Genomic DNA, 17,352 nt, shown 5'->3' with positions numbered 1-17,352 from the left:
TCACCTCGTTTATAATATTGAGACTATCGGGAAAAACGATACCATTGGCGGTCATTCACCAATGGTATGAATCTTTGATTATTCATATTTATTATTTAGAACACAGTTCTATTAATTATGATCTTTGCGAATTTTTCCTAACACAAATGTAAGGGCAAATGGCAGCACAATCGCGATCGCCATTCCAATGAAAAACGGCGCCCATTTTTGCTGAACGATTGATAAAAACCCAGGAAGACCGCCAACACCAATAGAAAATGCGATCACTTTATTGAGCGTAATGAACATTCCGCCAATTGCTGCTCCGATCATCGCTGAAATAAATGGATAACGGTAGCGTAAATTCACTCCAAACATTGCTGGTTCCGTGATACCCAAATAAGCTGAAACGGCAGATGTGAATGACAGCCCTTTCAGTTTTTCATCTTTTGCTAAAAACATTATGGCTAACGCCGCCGAACCTTGAGCGATATTAGAAAGAACGAGAATCGGCCATAAAAATGTTCCGCCAGTGTTGGTGATCAGCTGCAAATCAACCGGCAAGAACGTATGATGCATCCCCGTGACAACAAGAGGGGCATATATCGCTCCATATAGAAGCCCGCCAATTGCTGGAACATTATGAAACACTGAAACAAATACACTTGTAATCCCGTTGCCGATTGCAAATGTAATCGGTCCGATTGCAATAAACGCTAAAAAACCGGTAAATAGCAGTGAAAGCGGAGCGACTAACAGCAACTGAAACGCATCGGGAATTCGTTTGCGCCAAAACAGCTCTGTTTTCGCCAGCACGTACGATGCCACTAACACAGGCAATACTTGACCCTGATATCCTACCTTTTGAACATCCAATCCGAACAAATTCCATACAGGAATGTTTCCTTCTTCTTTCGCTGCTCCCCAGCCCCATGCGTTTAACAAATCTGGGTGAACAAGCATTAAGCCTAGCACAATACCAAGCAATGGACTGCCGCCGAATTTCGTTACCGCTGACCAACCGATTAAACCTGGCAGAAAGACGAACGCCGTATTGGCAATTAAGTTAATAATGCTGGCAAGATCGGCCCACTCTCTATGCACTTCCACAAATGATTTGCCTTCATAAAAAATATCTTGGCCTGTCAGGATATTATTAATTCCCATCAACAAACCTGCTGTCACAATCGCCGGCAAAATCGGAATAAAAATATCAGCTAATGTTTTAATCGCACGCTGAAGCGGGTTTAGCTTCGCTTCCGCTGCATCTTTAATCTCTTGCTTTGTCGCGCGGTCAATCCCCGTCAACTCCACCATTTCGTTGTACACTTTATCAACAAGCCCTTGTCCAATCACGACTTGAAATTGACCGTTTGCCGAAAAGGAGCCTTTGACGAGATCAATGCTTTCCAAAGCCTCTTTATCTACTTTTCCCTCATCCTTTAATGCAAATCTTAACCGGGTAACACAATGTGTTGCCGCTACAATATTCTCTTTTCCTCCAACAGACTCAACAATCTTTTCAACTGATTGTTTGCTGATATTCATGATGATCCCCCCCGTAATCGTTTACAAAACAAGTGTTATTTTGCTACGACAACCATAAATGAATCCGTTCCTGCCTGCACGCTTTCGAGCGACTTCTTTTCGAGTGATTGAACGGCATCCATATTGGTGATGACAATCGGTGTGATCGTGCTTGCTGCTTTTTCTTTGATCAATGCAAGATCGAATGTCAGTAAACTGTCGCCCGCCTTGACTTTGTCACCGACCTTCACATGTCCAACAAATCCTTCACCGTTCATCATAACGGTGTCTAAACCGATGTGGATCAATAGCTCCAGTCCCGTCTCAGAACGAATACCAATCGCATGCTTCGTATGGAAAAATTGAATAACTTCCCCATTGACCGGCGAAACGACAATTCCGTCTGCAGGATCAATAGCCACTCCATCCCCCATGAGCTTTTGGGAAAATGCTGGATCAGGAACTTGTTCGATCTCGACTATTTTTCCGGTTAAAGGTGCTAAGAGCGTTTCCTCTTTTTTTCGAAACCATTTTTTTAACATTGTGAACTCTCCTTTTAACCGCTTTCAAAACTTGTATATACAAGATGCTTTTATTTTAACCTGTATATACAAGTTCGTCAATAAAAAAGTGGCTCGGTTTCATGATAGCCACTGAAAAAGTACTTTATTTAATAAAAGAGTTCCTAATTTTGAACTTCCCCCTGTCAAGTTTACAGTGGAAATAATAAAAGTTGCTTTATACGGCTTTGATCCTATATTCCATAAAGGGCATTTTTATTCGAGACAATATGATCGGTCTCTATTACCTAAATAAGAAAATAATCTAGAAACCTCTTGGTAGTTTTTTCTTAAAATTCCCTTTTTTCATTTCTATTTACTAAAAATTCCTTTATCTGTCTTATAATGAAACAAAAAGCTTTTCCACTTGATGGAATCCATTTCGTTTCAATCGGAGGCATGGATACAGTGAATGTCAACTATATACCTTCAGAATGGGAAAGGACCAAGAAAGGAATCGGCAACCTGATCGGCCTTGGCGCATGGGGCAAAGGCATGATCGACAATTTGAAAGATATCAGTGATCTTTTGGAAGACGCCCAATCAGACATCGCCAAATATGATAGCGATGGTGTCATCTCTTTCACCCACACGGACCGCAAAAGCCAATATCAAAGCTTATATGAGGATTTTCTTGTCATGCACCGCTTTAGCGGCCGCATCGGAGATATTGTCGACCGCACCATCGATGAGCCGTTTTATCAAGATATCGATGCTTTTGTCGAAGCGATGCGCGACTTATCGATATCAGAGATCAAGACGAAAAACCGCATCGGCGCAAAAGAAACAATCGTCGTTCCAGGAACTTATGGCACACAAGAGACGATCGAAGTGCCGAAAGCCGAGGTCGGACTGGAAGATCTGTTCAGCGGCAGCAACTACTATGCCAGGCTAATGGAACGGGAATACGCCTCATGGAAAGAACTGAACCCCCGCCAGGACTTTTCGAAAAAAGAATATATACAGACGACATTGAATTCCCATGCTTTTCAGTATGAATCGATCAAAGACGGGCAAATGAACAAAGAATTCTGGGGGCAAATAGCGGCGCTCGTCGTGATTGTCGGCGTCTCATTTATTTGTCCGCCAGCAGGGATGGCATTGGGCATGGCCTATGGTACACTGGAATTAAGCTCGACCGTTACCGGAAAAGACTGGATTTCAGGGAGGAAACTGGGAACAGGCGAAAGAGTATTCCGCAGTGCCCTCGCCCCATTGGATATCGTCCCTGGCGTCAACGCGCTTTCTAAATTCAGCAGCGCCGCCCGGTTCGCACCTCTACGAGAAGCCATGGATCCCAAGCTATTTACAAGCTTGAAAGCTGGATTGCACCAGAAATCACAACGTGCCTGCGACCTGGTTGTCCATGCGGAAAACAGCATATTGGCCCGCATCAGGAGTGCCAAGGCATGGACGAAAGAAATGCCGCAGCATTTAAAAACCGGTGCGAGAAAAGGTTCGTTGCAAGTCGGTCGGTTCGTAGACAACGCCGCAACAAACTTAAGACACCTCCTGCCAAGCCGGCAAATGGGATTGGCCATAGAAGGGGTTGGGAATGTTAAGGTTCCGCCCGAAAACACCAAAGGATTGGAGAATAAAGTTCGAGCTTATCTAAGTGAGAAGACGGGGGTAAATTTAGGCGGAAGTAAAGCAGGCAACGATGGCGTTGAACTTGGCACTAAGGGTACGGGTAAAACTGTTAAGCTACCAAGCCAAGGGACGGTGGATGCAGGCGTTCCGGGAGCACCAAAAGTAGATGCTGGTAAGCAAGGAAAGCATGTTTTAGGTCATCCTAATAGTATGCCTGGTAAGAAAACTCAATGGCCAGAAGGAGAAGATGGAGTTAAATTGACTCAAGAAGCATGGGTAAAGGGAACTGTAGTTAAGCCAGATGGTAGTGTTAAAATTTATGACTTTCACAAACCAATTGGGGTGAATGGAGAAACTAGAGTAAAAGTTCATATGGATAAAAAAGGAAACATCCATGGTTACCCAGTAAAATAACGGAGGTATATCATGAAACAAAATGTATTAAATACAATTGAACAATTATATCACCATGGTGATTTTGGATATGTTTTATTGAATTATGTCGATACTAATGTTTGGGCTAATAAAATCACTCATGAAATAAAAGGAATAAACGTTGAGAATTTAACAGATTTTAATTATTCAAAATGTTTCACATTATATATTATGCCTTCGATCCATCCTAAGATAAAAATTGGTACGGATGAATTTAGAGCATATATCAGAGAACACACTTATTTAAACGGATTATTGGTTTATATTTCGGCAATTGCTCCATTCGCAGCAATAAAATATGTTAGGTATGAATATGTTGATGGAGAGATTGAAATGCAAGAACAATACCAGCCATTCGATGAAGAAACAGAACGAATCGGCAAAGATATTTTGAAATTATTAGAGAATGAGGGGATAGAAGTTCTTGAAAAAAGCTTATTAGAAATAGAAGTACCTAATATTTCGTTAGAACTTAGAGAGGAAAAGGTAACAGTATTTCATTGCCTATTTGAAGATAGTTATTAAAAAGAAATTATACTTGGATTGGCATTAAGCAAGAGACTTTAATGGTTGTAGATTATTTGAACAACGAAGACAATGAGAGCATTAGTTTTGGAGTTTTTAAAAGATAAAGTAAATTTTAAACTCTATGTGGTGTTATGTCAAGAAAACGGACACGTTAAACAGAGAGAAATAGCTGAATTTATACAGCTACCTTTCTCTGATTAGCGTAGTAAGCAGCTTCAAATTCACATGGCGATACATATTCAAGAGCGGAATGACTTCTCTTACGGTTGTAGAAACATTCGATGTACTCAAAAATGGCTTGTTTCGCTTCTTTTCGCGTACGGAATCGATTCGGATAGATACATTCTTTCTTGATTAAGCTATGAAACGACTCGATACAAGCGTTATCGTAACAGTTCCCACGTCTCGACATGCTCACTTGAAAATGGTGTTCCTGTAAGAGCTGCTGATAGTCATTTGAAGCATACTGGCTTCCACGATCCGAATGATGAATCACTCGTCCCGTTGGTTTTTCGCTGTTTAGAGCCCGTTGTAACGCTTTAATGACTAACTCTTTCGTCATTTGGTTATCGATATACCATCCTACGATTTTACGGGTATATAAATCCATGATGCTCGCTAAATACAACCATCCTTCATCAGTAGGAATGTACGTGATATCGGCCATCCATACTTCATTTGGAGCCGTTGCTTGGAAGTTCTGTTCTAACAGATTCACATACACGTTGTAAGGATGATTACTATTCGTCGTTGCCTTGTATTTACGTACCGTAATGGATCTCAATCCTTCTTCGCTCATGATGCGAGCGACCGTCTTTTGAGACACACGAATCCCTTGTTTGTGTAGTTCTTGCGTAATTTTTGGGCTTCCGTAAATCTTACGGGACTTTAGATACTCATTTCGAATTTGTTGAGTGAGTTGTTCTTTTCGTTCTTTCTGTTTACTTTTCACACGCTTGAGCCAGTCGTAATACCCACTTCTTGAAACACCGAAAACTTGGCACATCTTCACAACAAGAAATTCATTATGGCGTTGAAAAATGAACGCGTAAATTACTTCTGGTTTCTGGTGAAGATGCCTAGCGCCTTTTTTAGGATCGCTAATTCCTCCTCCAATTCTTGATTACGACGGCGTAATTCAATGATTTCTTGATTTTGCGGCTTGATATGGCCTGAACCCACAAAACTCTTTCCGTCGCTTTCTTTGTATTCTTTAACCCAACGGTGAAGAGTGTTGTAAGCCAAACCTAGTTCTTTTGCCACTTGAGCGATGGACTTGTCCCCCTCCAAGCATAACTCAACAGCTTGAATCTTGTATTCTTGATCAAATGTTCTCTTTTTCATGATTGAACACCTCGAACCTATTGTAATTAAGTTTATTATAATCTCCCTGTTCTCCGTGTCCAATTTTTAGACTAACATCACGCTTATATCATGCCTGAACGGAAAGTCAGTTGATATAATGGGTGATGGTTAGTGAAACTGCCGCCCATTTATAAAGTACATTTTTATAATTTCCTAAGGGTACTGGTAAAAAAACAGTTGAAAAAGGAAAAGATTACTCAACTCGTATTGACAATCAGGTAGAGGAAATTGAAAAAATGCCTTTACCTTCGAGTATTGCTACTACATTTAAAGATTCAAATTATAGGTAAGCGTCAAATCTTGCACACCTTCTTGATGTGCTAATTTCATGAGATAATCTCCTCAAGATGAAATTGAAGGAGGTTTTTTTATGCCTAAGAATCCTGAATTACGAAAGGTTTGGGAACAACGAATCGCTGACTATCGTAAAAGCGGTCAAACTCAAGTAAACTGGTGCAAGGAAAATCAATGGAGTATTCACCAGTTTAAATACTGGTTAAGAAAAATTGAAAATCCAATAAAAAATCAAGGAAAGTCTACAAAATGGGCATCCGTTACCCTAGAAGATCATTCACAAACAGTTGAAAATTCATTACGGATTGAAATTAGTGGGATTTCAATTGAAGTAAAACCTGGTTTCGATCCGGCCTTTCTTTCAGAAGTGGTTAGGACGTTGAAATCAACATGTTAGTTGGTACAAGAGCTGAACGAGTTTACTTGGCAAAAGGAAGTACTGATTTGAGAAAATCCATTGATGGATTAGCTGCTTTGGTGAAAGAGGGATTTGATTTAGATCCCTTTTCATCAAGCTATTTTGTGTTCTGTAATCGAAAGCGAGATAAATTAAAAATTCTTCACTGGGACTATAATGGTTTTTGGCTTTATTATCGTCGATTGGAAAAAGGAAAATTTCAATGGCCAAATGAAAATGACACTGGAACGATACAAATTAGTTATCGGCAATTACGCTGGTTATTGGATGGTCTTGCAATGGAGCAAAAGAAAGCACACCCAGAAGTAAAGGCTAGAACAGTTATATGAATTTTTTACTTTTAACAAAAACCTTGGAGGAAAATAGCTAAAACCGTCGAATTATTACTACATGATGAAAAATTTAAAGAATCCTAACCAAAACCCATTTGAATTAATTGAAAAACTTCAACAGCAAATCGTTGAATTGACGGCGAAATTACAATGGTATGAAGAACAGTATCGTCTTAGTCAAAAACGAAAATTTGGCTCTTCAAGCGAAAAAACAAATCCTAATCAATTAGAACTACCTTTATTCAATGAAGCAGAGGTAGAGTCTAATGTAAAAGCCGAAGAGCCAACTGTTGAAACAATTACATATCGTCGTAAAAAGAAACGTGGTCAACGTCAAGCTACGTTTGAAAACCTGCCTATGGAAACGATTGAATATCGTTTACCCGAAGAAGAGCAGGTCTGTTCGTGTTGCGGTGAAAAAACACACGAAATGAGCACAGAAGTACGACAAGAATTAGTGATTATTCCGGCTCAAGTCAAAGTTTTAAAACACGTTCGATATGTCTATGGATGCCGTCATTGTGAGCGTAATGAAATAGAGACACCAATCGTTACAGCACCTGCCCCAAAATCTGTGTATCCAAAAAGTTTAGCTTCACCGTCAAGCATGGCATATATTATGAATCAAAAATATGTAGAGGGGCTACCTCTATATCGCCAAGAACAACAGTTCAAACGATTAGGTGTGATCTTATCCAGGCAAACCATGGCCAATTGGATGCTTTATGGTGCCGAAAAATGGCTTGCGCCAATTTATCAACGAATGAAAGAGCATCTCCTCTCTAAAGACATTCTACATGCGGATGAAACAACTGTTCAGGTTTTACATGAACCTGGAAGGTCAAGCACATCGAAATCTTACATGTGGCTTTATCGGACTGGAAGAGAGGATCCACCACTTGTCCTTTATGACTATCAGGAAACTAGAGCAGGAGAACATGCCAAAGAATTCCTAAAAGGGTTTAAAGGATACCTGCATGTCGATGGATATGCAGGATACCATAAGGTATCCGGCGTAACATTAGTTGGATGTTGGGCTCATGCCCGCAGAAAGTTCGATGAGGCTTTAAACGTACTTCCTGAATCCAAACGTCATTCAGCAGTCACAGCTCGGGAAGGACTCAATTTCTGTAATCAGCTATTTGCCATCGAGCGTGATTTGAAAGAATGTACACCAGAAGAACGATATAAAAAACGACTTAAACACAGCCAACCATTGTTGGAGGCTTTTTCAGCATGGCTAAAAACAGAGAAAAGCAATGTTTTACCAAAGAGTCTATTAGGTCAAGCCATTACATACTGCCTCAACCAATGGGAAAAACTCGTGGCATTTTTAGAGGATGGACGATTAGAAATCGATAATAATCGAAGTGAACGATCCATTAAACCATTTGTGATCGGAAGGAAGAACTGGATTTTTAGCAATACTCCGAAAGGAGCTAAGGCCAGCTCAATCATTTACAGTATTGTGGAGACAGCAAAAGAGAATAAATTAAATCCATTTTATTATCTTCGCTACTTATTTGAAAGGCTTCCCAATATGGATATAAGCAATATGGATGAGCTTGATCAACTACTTCCTTGGTCCAAAACAATTCCTTTGAATTGTCGGGTTTTTAATAACTTATCACAATAATAGTATTTAATCCCTATCATTAAAAGGTGGGGATTATTTTACGCTTACCATCATGTTAGCTGGATTTAAATGTCAATCAGACCGTCTCCTTCTTCAGCTTACTGATAAGGCTCCGAGAATACCGATTGACAATTTTGGCATTGATATCGTTTGACCAGCACAAATAAACACACAGAATGATTGAGAATAGGGAGATCACGAACCTTTCTTGTCCTCCTGTCATGGACATAAGAAGTCATACATCCACAATAAGGACAACGTTCCTCATGACACTTTTTTTGAACATGAACAAAATATTGATTGGAGAAAGAAAGTTGTTTAATCACTTCAAATTCTGGCAATTCTAGTGATATAGAAAGCACTTACGAAACCTCCTTATGTTTGTGTGGTAGCTAACATTATTGACAGGTTTTCGTAAGTGTTTTCTTCTTTTTTGACAAAATCACAAAAAGTGGTGATGAATCATTTCTTTTTTAATGAAAGAATAGTTTTTATTTCGTAGATCATCTCGATAAATCCAGTCCACCTTATTAATTCCAGTAAAATGTAAATCGTCACTTTTTAGCTTATTTATTCCTAACTTTTTCAGTAGTGCAAATACTATCCATAAATTCAAGTCCGCTACCCGTTCCTAAGGAAAGTACTTTATAAGGTCTCTTTATATAATTTAATTCAATAAGATGCTGAAATATTTCGTAATACTCTAGCAGATATGCATATAAATATTTTAAGTTGTATATCCTCTGTGCATCTTTATTCGCATAATTTTGGAAAGTATAATGGGTAAAAATATCCGTTGGTATTCCTTCTATATCGTTAAAAATATGTTCTAATCTTTTTTTAATAAAATTTTGTATTCTCGATTCCAATAAAACACTACCAACAAAACTCTCTACCTGCAATAAAGCTTATGCTGGGGTCTTCATTTAATTACATAAGATTTTACTAAGTTTTCACAAAAATACTGTACCACTTGAAAGTAGTACGGTAATATATGTAGAAATTAAAGATGATTATTAACATAATCAGCCATTCCCTCATAATAAAAATTAATATCATCTTTTCCAAAAAAGGATTTATATCTTGTTTCAGCTAAAGAACCTAAGAAGTATTTTTCTAAGTATTCACCTTGTTGTAGCATATTTCTTAATCTATTCGGATCATCATTATGATAAAGAACCACATCTACTTTAGTTGATGGTCTAATTGCTTTTTTTAGCATATATCTAAATTCAAAGTCAGCTTGCGGAAGGGAGTATCCAATAAACACTACCCGTTCTGCTTCCGAGAGCTCCACAAAAGCATTTTTCCAAATATTTTTAAATGTTACACTTTCTAAATTCTTCAATAGTGTAGGTGTTATTAACTCACTCTTTAACTTAATTTGATTGCGATCACCAACAGAATGATAATTTTCCTTACAAAATGGACATTCCGGATAGTTCTTATTATAAAATTCTTTAATAGCTATATAGTCTCTTTGAGAATAGTAAAGCCGTTGACAATTCTTGCACAAAAGCCAGTTCATTGCTCCATGTAATTTTAAAAGCTTTAAGTTGAAGAAACCTTGTCTTTTTAAAATTGTTGAAGGAATATTCTCTTCAGATTTGCTATCAAAATAATAATGATAGTTATGATCATATACACAATAATCAAGTCGGAGCTTATTATACTTATCATCACGCTTGGTAATTTCGTAAAAGTATTTATCAATAATAAAGTCCCAGTTAAGGGTGATAATGGATAAAGGATCTCCTTGTTGTCCACTATCAATCCTTCTATCCATTAACTTTCGTAAAAAATTAATATAAGTATCATCATTAAACTCATAACTAAGACTTGACTTAACAAAAAGCCTAATTATACAAAGTACAAAATCTTCACGAAGTTGTATAATTTTTGAGGTATCATATCCTTGAATATGTTCATTGGAAACAAAGGCCTTATCCAGTATTGTAAAAATATCTTCGAGTGCTATATATCCCTTATGTTCAGATAAATAACTATATATATTTTCTAAAAAATCACTCCTTCTCTTGAGCTGTTCTATAGTTTCAAATTTCTCATCATCGGAGTATGATTGAAATTCCTTCTTAAATCCCTCATCGTTTATAAAATCCAAATATGTTTTATTAGAAAATAACCTAACAATAAACTCCGCAATATTTTTCCTTGCCTGCCTATATCTCTCTTCAGTTTTTAACAATGTTGAATTATACCCACTAGTAAAATCGACATCATCTTTCATAAAAATGTTTTTTAAAATATCTGCTTGAGATGGGAGTTTTGCTAAAACAGAAGAGCCAGCCCCCAATACAAAGACCGTCTTACTCATGTTCTTCACCCATACTAATAAAAATATCACGCCAAGTTTCGAAGGTCGCTACATTGTTATATCCTAATACTTGAGAGTATTCTTCGCTAGCTTTTATAGATTGATCGACTAAATCTAAAATTTCATATTTATTGATTGAATCCCATTCCTTTAATTTATTAAATAAGAAATGTCTAATACATAGTCTTTTTGCTTCGGCAGTAGGATATTGCCTAGATACGGTAGCACCAGTTTTCCTCTCTATATCAATAGATTTGGAACCTCCATATTGTGAAAAGTTATCTAAATTAGCTGCTATAACTTCTTTACATTGTTTACAATCGCAAATTTCTGAATAATATCTCTCGTAATCTTCAGGTAGAATACCCATTATTGTTAACAAAGTTGCAACTCGTCCAAATTCTATTCTTTGGTGTATAGGATATAAATAATATTTATTAACAGGTATGCCTCCACCGACTGGAACGATAGCTCTTTTTTCACCGTATTCAATTCCATGACACACACCTGATAGCTTTGCTTTTGAATTTTGATGACAAAGCAGTACTGAAAAATAGTCTCCATACAAGTTATAGACTTTAATTTCTTTATCGGAAAAACCTTTAACTAACTTACAAAAATTCTTTAACAATAATTTTGAAGCCTCAAATGCGGAAAAATCATCAATCCATAGTAATAAAGTTTTTATGTCATAAAATGTGTATTTTTCAACAATATCATCTATAAAACTTGAATCCTCTAAAATATCCTTTTCAATAACTAATTGAACGGCTAATTTTTCAGATTCATATTCATCTAGAGAATGCTTTACCATACTTAAATTAATTTCTAACCATTTTTTATAATTCTTTGTGTTCATCATAAAATATGGTATAACTAGCCATTTAGGTTCAAAAGTAATATTAGTATATTGAAGATATTTAAAGTAGTCTTTTTCTTTTGAATTATTAATTACATGATTTCTTTGGAAATTGAGAACTTTTAGTGCAAAGTCTTTTCTAAGCTTTTCACATTCAAAATCTGATGGTACTAATACCTTTTCTTCATCTAATATCTTTCTTTTGACAAATTCGGAGAAATTATCAATCATTTTAACAATAGAAGATTTAATTTTTCCATTGTTACCCTTTAAAAATTGGATGTCGTGTTGTAAAGAGTGGGTTAAAGGATCTATAATATAACTAAATTTTCTAGTTGCTACAAATTTAGAAATTGCATTTGATGCGTGCGATATCATATTACCATTTATAACCAAAATATCAAAATCATCTTTAAATTCATCAATGTATTTTTGTTCTGCTACAGTGCCATATCTAATCATTTTAGCGTATTTTTTTTTATCCATAACATACCCTCCCCACTATCCACTTAATTTAATAACAATGTACTTAATAAATTTTCTCTTTGCTTTTGCCAAACATACTTAGATTTTTGTGGTTTAACAGCTTCTAATAAGCATGGATTTTGTTCTTCATCAAAATAAAAATAGTATAGCCCGGTTCCTTCCTTTTTACATACTGATTCAATATTATGTTGAGTTTCTTTATTTTTTGGTTTTAATATGCATATATACATATAATCTACTGCGATACAATGCTTTTTTACTTGGCTAATTGCTCGCTTCCAATTCTTTAATTTGAATTCAATTGCAATAACATTTTTATTTTCATCAATCAAAACCATGTCGATTGATGAAGAAAAAAGAGGAACTTCCTTGTGTATTTTCCAGTTCCCCTTAGAAAAAATTTGTTCTGATAACTCTACTTGATGCTTTTCGGTAATCTTTTGATTCGGCAAAAGTAAATTAACCAATTTACTTCACCTTCTCTCTAATTTTCGACTTAGAGGCGTATTCAGGATATTTATTATAAACATAACTCAAGATACTTCGAAGATCCGTTGTGTTAATTTGTTTTTTAAATTGTTCAAGAAATAAAATTACCTGTTCTTTATTTTCTAGGTTGGGGATAATTTCGTTTTCTACATATTTTATGCCTAAAGGTGTTAAACGATATTCAGAAACAGTGGGAAGTTGCTCTTCAAACAAGCTCTCGTTTTCATCAATCGACTTTAAATCACTATCATAATCTAATTCGTCATTTTTTCTAATAACTTTTGTTTTTTCTTCAATAAAACCAATATTTGTAAATAAGTCTAATTGTTCATGAACATCATATGAGAATGGGCCATAATGATACGCTTCAAATTTAGGTAAGTCTTCCTCAGATGAAAATTTGTTTAACTTTAATTTACCGAATATTTCCTTATTAAAAATAAACATCATTTTAGTAATTCTTGTTCTACCTTCAATTGGTTCTCCAATAATTCCTGTGCTTCCCTTTACATAAAATAAAAGCAGAAGATAATCAGCCCCACTAATCTTACTTTGGGTCATTTATTTCACTCCTTAATAACCGAAATAACCGAAGTGTATTCAAGCGTTACTTAACTTAAGTATAATATATACAAATTATAACCAAAAGGAATTTTAATATTTAATAATTATTTAAGGTTTCTGTACCCGGATCCTTTTATTAATTTGTTTTTAGTTTTTTGAGCATAAGGATCAAAATTCCACTACAGTTAGATCAATAAGCCAACTTTATGTAATAAGCTCCTGTTCCCTTTTAAAATACCAATAATTTACATTTTTAGGTAAATCAAAATTTGAAGAACAAATAATTAATGATACGCTTAGTTCCAAAATCTAATTCAGAACTGACAATAATAATTTGATGTGATTCATTAATCTCCTCACCGTAAAGTTGAACAGGATAAAATAAAGAATGAGGGTAGAATCAAAATCAATTGTTAACCTCTACCCACTTTTTTATTGTACTTAACTATTTTATTTTTACTAATTAGTCCATACAAAGTACTTTACACAAACATTTTTTGAAGAAGCCCATTTTTCCATTCTGTTAGTGTATTTAATTTTGTTTGTTCACTCTGAATTTTTTTTGTCCAAGCTTCTAAAGAAGTTTGCTATTTTTTGTTGTTCTTTAATTTCAGGTATAGGGATAGTCATCTTGAAAAAATCCGAATCTTTTATGCTAACACGGTCATGCCTTGCTCCTTGATCGCTATTCTCATAAATGAAGCGATACCATCTATCACTTTTAAAATAATAGGCAAGAAAATCGCTATCTATCGATTTAGAAACTTTAAAGCATAAATAAAGTGGGGAAACAACACCTTTATCTTTAAACAAATACTTATTTATTGGCTCGTAAGGAGCATCTGTAGATTTTCTTGGATTATAAACAAAATCCCCTTGTTCTAATACATAATATCCACTCAATATTATCAATGTTAGCAATATCTTTATCAAAATAGTCCCTTTGAGCAATTAGACCTTCTTTAGCAGAATTGGAGATAACATTAGCGATTTTACCATTCTTGTTCTTTTTAGTAATTTTATTAGCAAACTTCCCTAGTGTATCATACTTCCAATTTGGGAATTCTTGTCCATCATCGTCTTTAAACCGAATTTGTATGAACACACCAATGATGTCTCTATTTAATATTTCAATATCATGTACAACAATTGTATTAATTTGATCTTTCTTAAGTTTTTCGATAAAATACTCTGCACATTCTGGGGTATATTTATATGAAAGTTACTCGCCTACAGTTAATCGTGTAACTTCAAATCTATCTTACATTACACAAAATTCTTGTCGGCACCATCTTCCTCAACTTTTTTTGTAGCTTTATTTCTTTCATACACCAGAAACAGAAATAATATTGGCACGATGATGAAAGCTCCAATAGTACTCCACAATATATCTGTTCCGCTTATGACTTGTTCTTTCAGCAATCGATAGTAGGTATATGAAGAATAGGGCAACACTAGAATGATGGAAGTGATTACACCAGGAGTGTATTTCCTTAGATAGAGTGCTTGCCCTAAATGTGTGAACACATGGGCAAAAAAGATAAACAGTAACATTAAAAAAATATAGTAAAAAGAGAAAATGACGGCTAAACATGTTGCTGTTGTAATGGTAAGGAAAATCCAAAATACATCGTTCGCAAATTGAACAGTTGTCATCTGAAAGCTGCTATAAAAATATTTTCGTATTGATTTAGGTAAAACCGCAAGAACTTGTTCCTTGTTCTGTTTGGTCCACTTCTCCACCGTAAGAATCTCTTCGAAATCATGAAACATAAACAAAATGGGAAATAACCAAAGCACGCTAACCAAATGAAGTTGAGAATCCAACCAATCTAATACCATTTCAATCACCGCTTTTCGAACGATTTGAAATTCTGCCCAAAAACATCTGTCCTACTTTACTTTTTCTCCTGTTAATAAATATCGATGTACCAATCGTTCTATAATAGCAGCGATGGACTCTGCTGCCACCCTGTGTCAATTTTTTCTTTTACAATTCCGAATCGCTTGTTATTGAACATATCAATCTTATTCGAATCTGATCACTGTCTCCTTGTCTGATTTGTTTTTTCCTAAAAAAGTAAATAATTTGATAAACATGTTGGTTACAAAAGTTTTGACATCCGATAGCGATAGTTCAACAGATTTTTCCAACATCCCTTAGTTTTATTAACTGTTGATCAAAATTTTGAAATATTTGTTGAAAGATATCTTCCTTACTTTTGAAACGCAGCTTGTGTTAAGCTTTCGTTTGCAACAAATTCACTTCTTTTGGTACTTTGAAAACCCTTTTTTCGTAAAAAGCTCTTCTGGCATAGAAATAACTTTCTCTTACTCGCCTCGCCTTTTTTTACAGCCAACAAGAACCCCCTTTTTATAACTAACTAATTAGTTAGTTATAATTATAGGAAAAATTTGCTTTGTTGTAAATAGGTTTTCGAACAGTGAAGAATGGAAAGTACCGAAAGTAAAAAGCCTGAGGCGCTTAAAACTAATGTCAGTCTTTGCTTTCGCTGATAGAAAAAATTATTGCATTTATAATAAAAATTAATCAATAAGGTGAAAGCATAACGAGGCTGCCGCAATGGCCGTTAAACCGATGAGACAGCTGCTGTTTTTTGAATGGGACTTATCCTTTGTTGCGCCTTTTTTCTCACACTGTAGACAGCACAAGCCAGATCCTATTCCGGGGATTATGTGTTAAAAACGGGGATAGTATTAATTGGATAATAATAGGAACGAATAAAGCTAAATAGAAAACGGCGAAGAAGTTTGGACATTATTTTGAAGAAAACAGGGAGGCGAAAAGCTAATTTCAGACATCATTTTGTTTTTATCTAACGGTTTTGTCCAAAAAAAACGCTTAATAGATCAATGCGGTTAATATATGTTTAAAATATTTTTGACTCGCTTGATTTCTTTCTTATTTTCAAACAACTCTTCCACAAGAATTTTTTGACCGTTTGCTACATCAGTGAGCTGTTTGTCCATCTCCTCGATCTTTTGTTCAACTTGGTCGAGCCGCTCATTGATTTCGACCAATTGCTGCTTCGTTTGTTCAAACTGCTGATCGGTTTGTTCAAATCGTTGGTCAATTTGTTCAAACCGCCGATCAATTTGCTCAAACCGTTGGTCAATTTGTGCAAACCGTTGGTCAATTTGTTCAAACCGGTTATTCGTTTCTTCTGAATGGTTTTTTAGCTGCTCAGCCAGTTCTTTAATCGCTTGCAAAATCATTTCATTTGTAATTTCAGCCATCGGTATGCTCCTTTCTTCATTATAAATATAATTATTATTATACCATATTGCGGTCATTTCGATATCAATCGCATCAACTTTCATGTATTCACATGGTAATTGGAGTATGATGTTTAAAAACACTTTAAGCAATGTTTCGCTCAAATGGAGAAAGTTCGACACTCTCTACATTCGAAGAGCGGTTATAGATACTTTTTGTTGATCTATTAAGAATCTATCACATTATTTCAGAATAATTTTCGCTGATTTTTCCATTTTCGGTTTTCGAATGATTGTCTTTTGTTGCGTTTCATAATTTAACAACGATGTTTCGTTTATTGATCATTTAATACAATCAATGATTATTTGTAATCTTTAACCATACTTCTTTTTGCGCAAGTTCAGAAGATGTTGAGTAGAGATTTTTCTCATAACGTACTTTGCGTTTCTATCCCTTTTTTGCTCTTACTAATCGGTAGAGATCAAACGATGTCCTCGATAACAGTCCGAATGTCTTTTCGTCTTCCTCAATAATAAAAATAGAAATTTTGGAAAAACCCTCTTTCGTTTTTGAAACTCTTTCGTTTTTGAAAGGCATCGCTTAAATAGATCCAACCTACTTTCTCATTAATTTCGAAGGAGCAGTTGAGAGATTGAATAGATTTCTAAACTGTTTTCGATCCTCAATTTCCTTATATTATTAGAAAATATTCATTCC

At 35.5% G+C, this 17,352-nt stretch carries 16 protein-coding genes and 1 pseudogene; 5 read left to right on the top strand and 12 right to left on the bottom strand.

The genetic code is table 11. The features are described 5' to 3' along the window. Positions 1-111: 111 nt before the first annotated feature. Both treP and NST97_RS18535 read right to left on the bottom strand, forming a co-directional pair. Positions 112-1,527: a PTS system trehalose-specific EIIBC component gene (gene treP, locus NST97_RS18540; protein WP_341343590.1), complete on the bottom strand. Its 1,416-nt coding sequence runs from the start codon at positions 1,525-1,527 to the stop codon at positions 112-114. Between the two features lie 35 nt (positions 1,528-1,562). Beyond that, a complete protein-coding gene (locus NST97_RS18535; RefSeq protein ID WP_063386461.1) occupies positions 1,563-2,048 on the bottom strand; it encodes a PTS sugar transporter subunit IIA in 486 nt (161 codons plus the stop codon). A 417-nt stretch (positions 2,049-2,465) separates the two neighbouring features. Between NST97_RS18535 and NST97_RS18530 the strand changes: the two genes are divergently transcribed. After that, complete coding sequence (locus tag NST97_RS18530) at positions 2,466-4,070, top strand: hypothetical protein (protein ID WP_341343589.1); 1,605 nt, start codon at positions 2,466-2,468, stop codon at positions 4,068-4,070. Between the two features lie 12 nt (positions 4,071-4,082). After that, the gene (locus NST97_RS18525; protein WP_066249858.1) at positions 4,083-4,616 is read left to right on the top strand and encodes a hypothetical protein; all 534 of its coding nucleotides are present in this window, start codon (positions 4,083-4,085) and stop codon (positions 4,614-4,616) included. Between the two features lie 178 nt (positions 4,617-4,794). Here NST97_RS18525 and NST97_RS18520 read toward each other — a convergent pair. Further along, a protein-coding gene (locus NST97_RS18520; RefSeq protein ID WP_341343588.1) for an IS3 family transposase occupies positions 4,795-5,963 on the bottom strand; the annotation gives its coding sequence in 2 pieces (ribosomal slippage) (positions 4,795-5,696 and positions 5,696-5,963; 1,170 coding nt in all). A 391-nt stretch (positions 5,964-6,354) separates the two neighbouring features. On the opposite strand from NST97_RS18520, the gene tnpA reads away from it, so the two are divergent. From tnpA to tnpC, 3 genes are all read left to right on the top strand, one after another. Beyond that, the gene (tnpA, locus tag NST97_RS18515) at positions 6,355-6,675 is read left to right on the top strand and encodes an IS66 family insertion sequence element accessory protein TnpA (protein ID WP_003352856.1); all 321 of its coding nucleotides are present in this window, start codon (positions 6,355-6,357) and stop codon (positions 6,673-6,675) included. Then, complete coding sequence (gene tnpB / locus NST97_RS18510; RefSeq protein WP_003352857.1) at positions 6,669-7,025, top strand: IS66 family insertion sequence element accessory protein TnpB; 357 nt, start codon at positions 6,669-6,671, stop codon at positions 7,023-7,025. The genes tnpA and tnpB overlap by 7 nt, the downstream gene beginning before the upstream one ends. 61 nt (positions 7,026-7,086) lie before the next feature. After that, on the top strand, positions 7,087-8,664 hold the full coding sequence (gene tnpC / locus NST97_RS18505; protein ID WP_094245431.1) for an IS66 family transposase: 1,578 nt from the start codon (positions 7,087-7,089) through the stop codon (positions 8,662-8,664). A 101-nt stretch (positions 8,665-8,765) separates the two neighbouring features. Here the strand turns inward: tnpC and NST97_RS18500 are convergent. The 9 genes and pseudogenes from NST97_RS18500 to NST97_RS18460 form a co-directional block, all read right to left on the bottom strand. Further along, a pseudogene (locus tag NST97_RS18500) lies at positions 8,766-9,026 on the bottom strand (transposase family protein); the annotation flags it as partial. A gap of 641 nt (positions 9,027-9,667) precedes the next feature. Further along, positions 9,668-10,999, bottom strand: a complete 1,332-nt coding sequence (locus NST97_RS18495) for a hypothetical protein (protein ID WP_341343587.1) — start codon at positions 10,997-10,999, stop codon at positions 9,668-9,670. Further along, on the bottom strand, positions 10,992-12,344 hold the full coding sequence (locus NST97_RS18490; RefSeq protein WP_341343586.1) for a hypothetical protein: 1,353 nt from the start codon (positions 12,342-12,344) through the stop codon (positions 10,992-10,994). Before NST97_RS18490 ends, NST97_RS18495 begins: the two co-directional genes overlap by 8 nt. A 23-nt stretch (positions 12,345-12,367) precedes the next feature. Further along, positions 12,368-12,811 (bottom strand): hypothetical protein, encoded by a 444-nt coding sequence (locus NST97_RS18485; RefSeq protein ID WP_341343585.1) that lies wholly within the window; start codon positions 12,809-12,811, stop codon positions 12,368-12,370. 1 nt (position 12,812) lies between these two features. Beyond that, the gene (locus tag NST97_RS18480) at positions 12,813-13,394 is read right to left on the bottom strand and encodes a hypothetical protein (protein WP_341343584.1); all 582 of its coding nucleotides are present in this window, start codon (positions 13,392-13,394) and stop codon (positions 12,813-12,815) included. 549 nt (positions 13,395-13,943) lie between these two features. Then, on the bottom strand, positions 13,944-14,348 hold the full coding sequence (locus NST97_RS18475; protein ID WP_341343583.1) for a restriction endonuclease subunit S: 405 nt from the start codon (positions 14,346-14,348) through the stop codon (positions 13,944-13,946). A 315-nt stretch (positions 14,349-14,663) separates the two neighbouring features. After that, complete coding sequence (locus NST97_RS18470) at positions 14,664-15,239, bottom strand: HXXEE domain-containing protein (RefSeq protein ID WP_341343582.1); 576 nt, start codon at positions 15,237-15,239, stop codon at positions 14,664-14,666. Positions 15,240-15,613: 374 nt separating this feature from the next. Further along, positions 15,614-15,757 carry a hypothetical protein gene (locus tag NST97_RS18465; protein ID WP_235600428.1) on the bottom strand — a complete coding sequence of 48 codons (144 nt, stop codon included), beginning with the start codon at positions 15,755-15,757 and terminating at the stop codon, positions 15,614-15,616. Positions 15,758-16,277: 520 nt separating this feature from the next. Continuing rightward, entirely contained in the window at positions 16,278-16,655 is a 378-nt protein-coding gene (locus NST97_RS18460; RefSeq protein ID WP_339194785.1) for a hypothetical protein, read from the bottom strand. Positions 16,656-17,352 lie beyond the last annotated feature (697 nt).

Source organism: Aeribacillus sp. FSL K6-1305, assembly GCF_038050115.1.
In the GTDB taxonomy this organism is placed as follows: Bacteria; Bacillota; Bacilli; order Bacillales; family Aeribacillaceae; genus Aeribacillus; species Aeribacillus composti.
The sequence above is the reverse complement of the archived record's forward strand: the minus strand, read 5'-3'. Positions and strand labels throughout refer to the sequence as shown.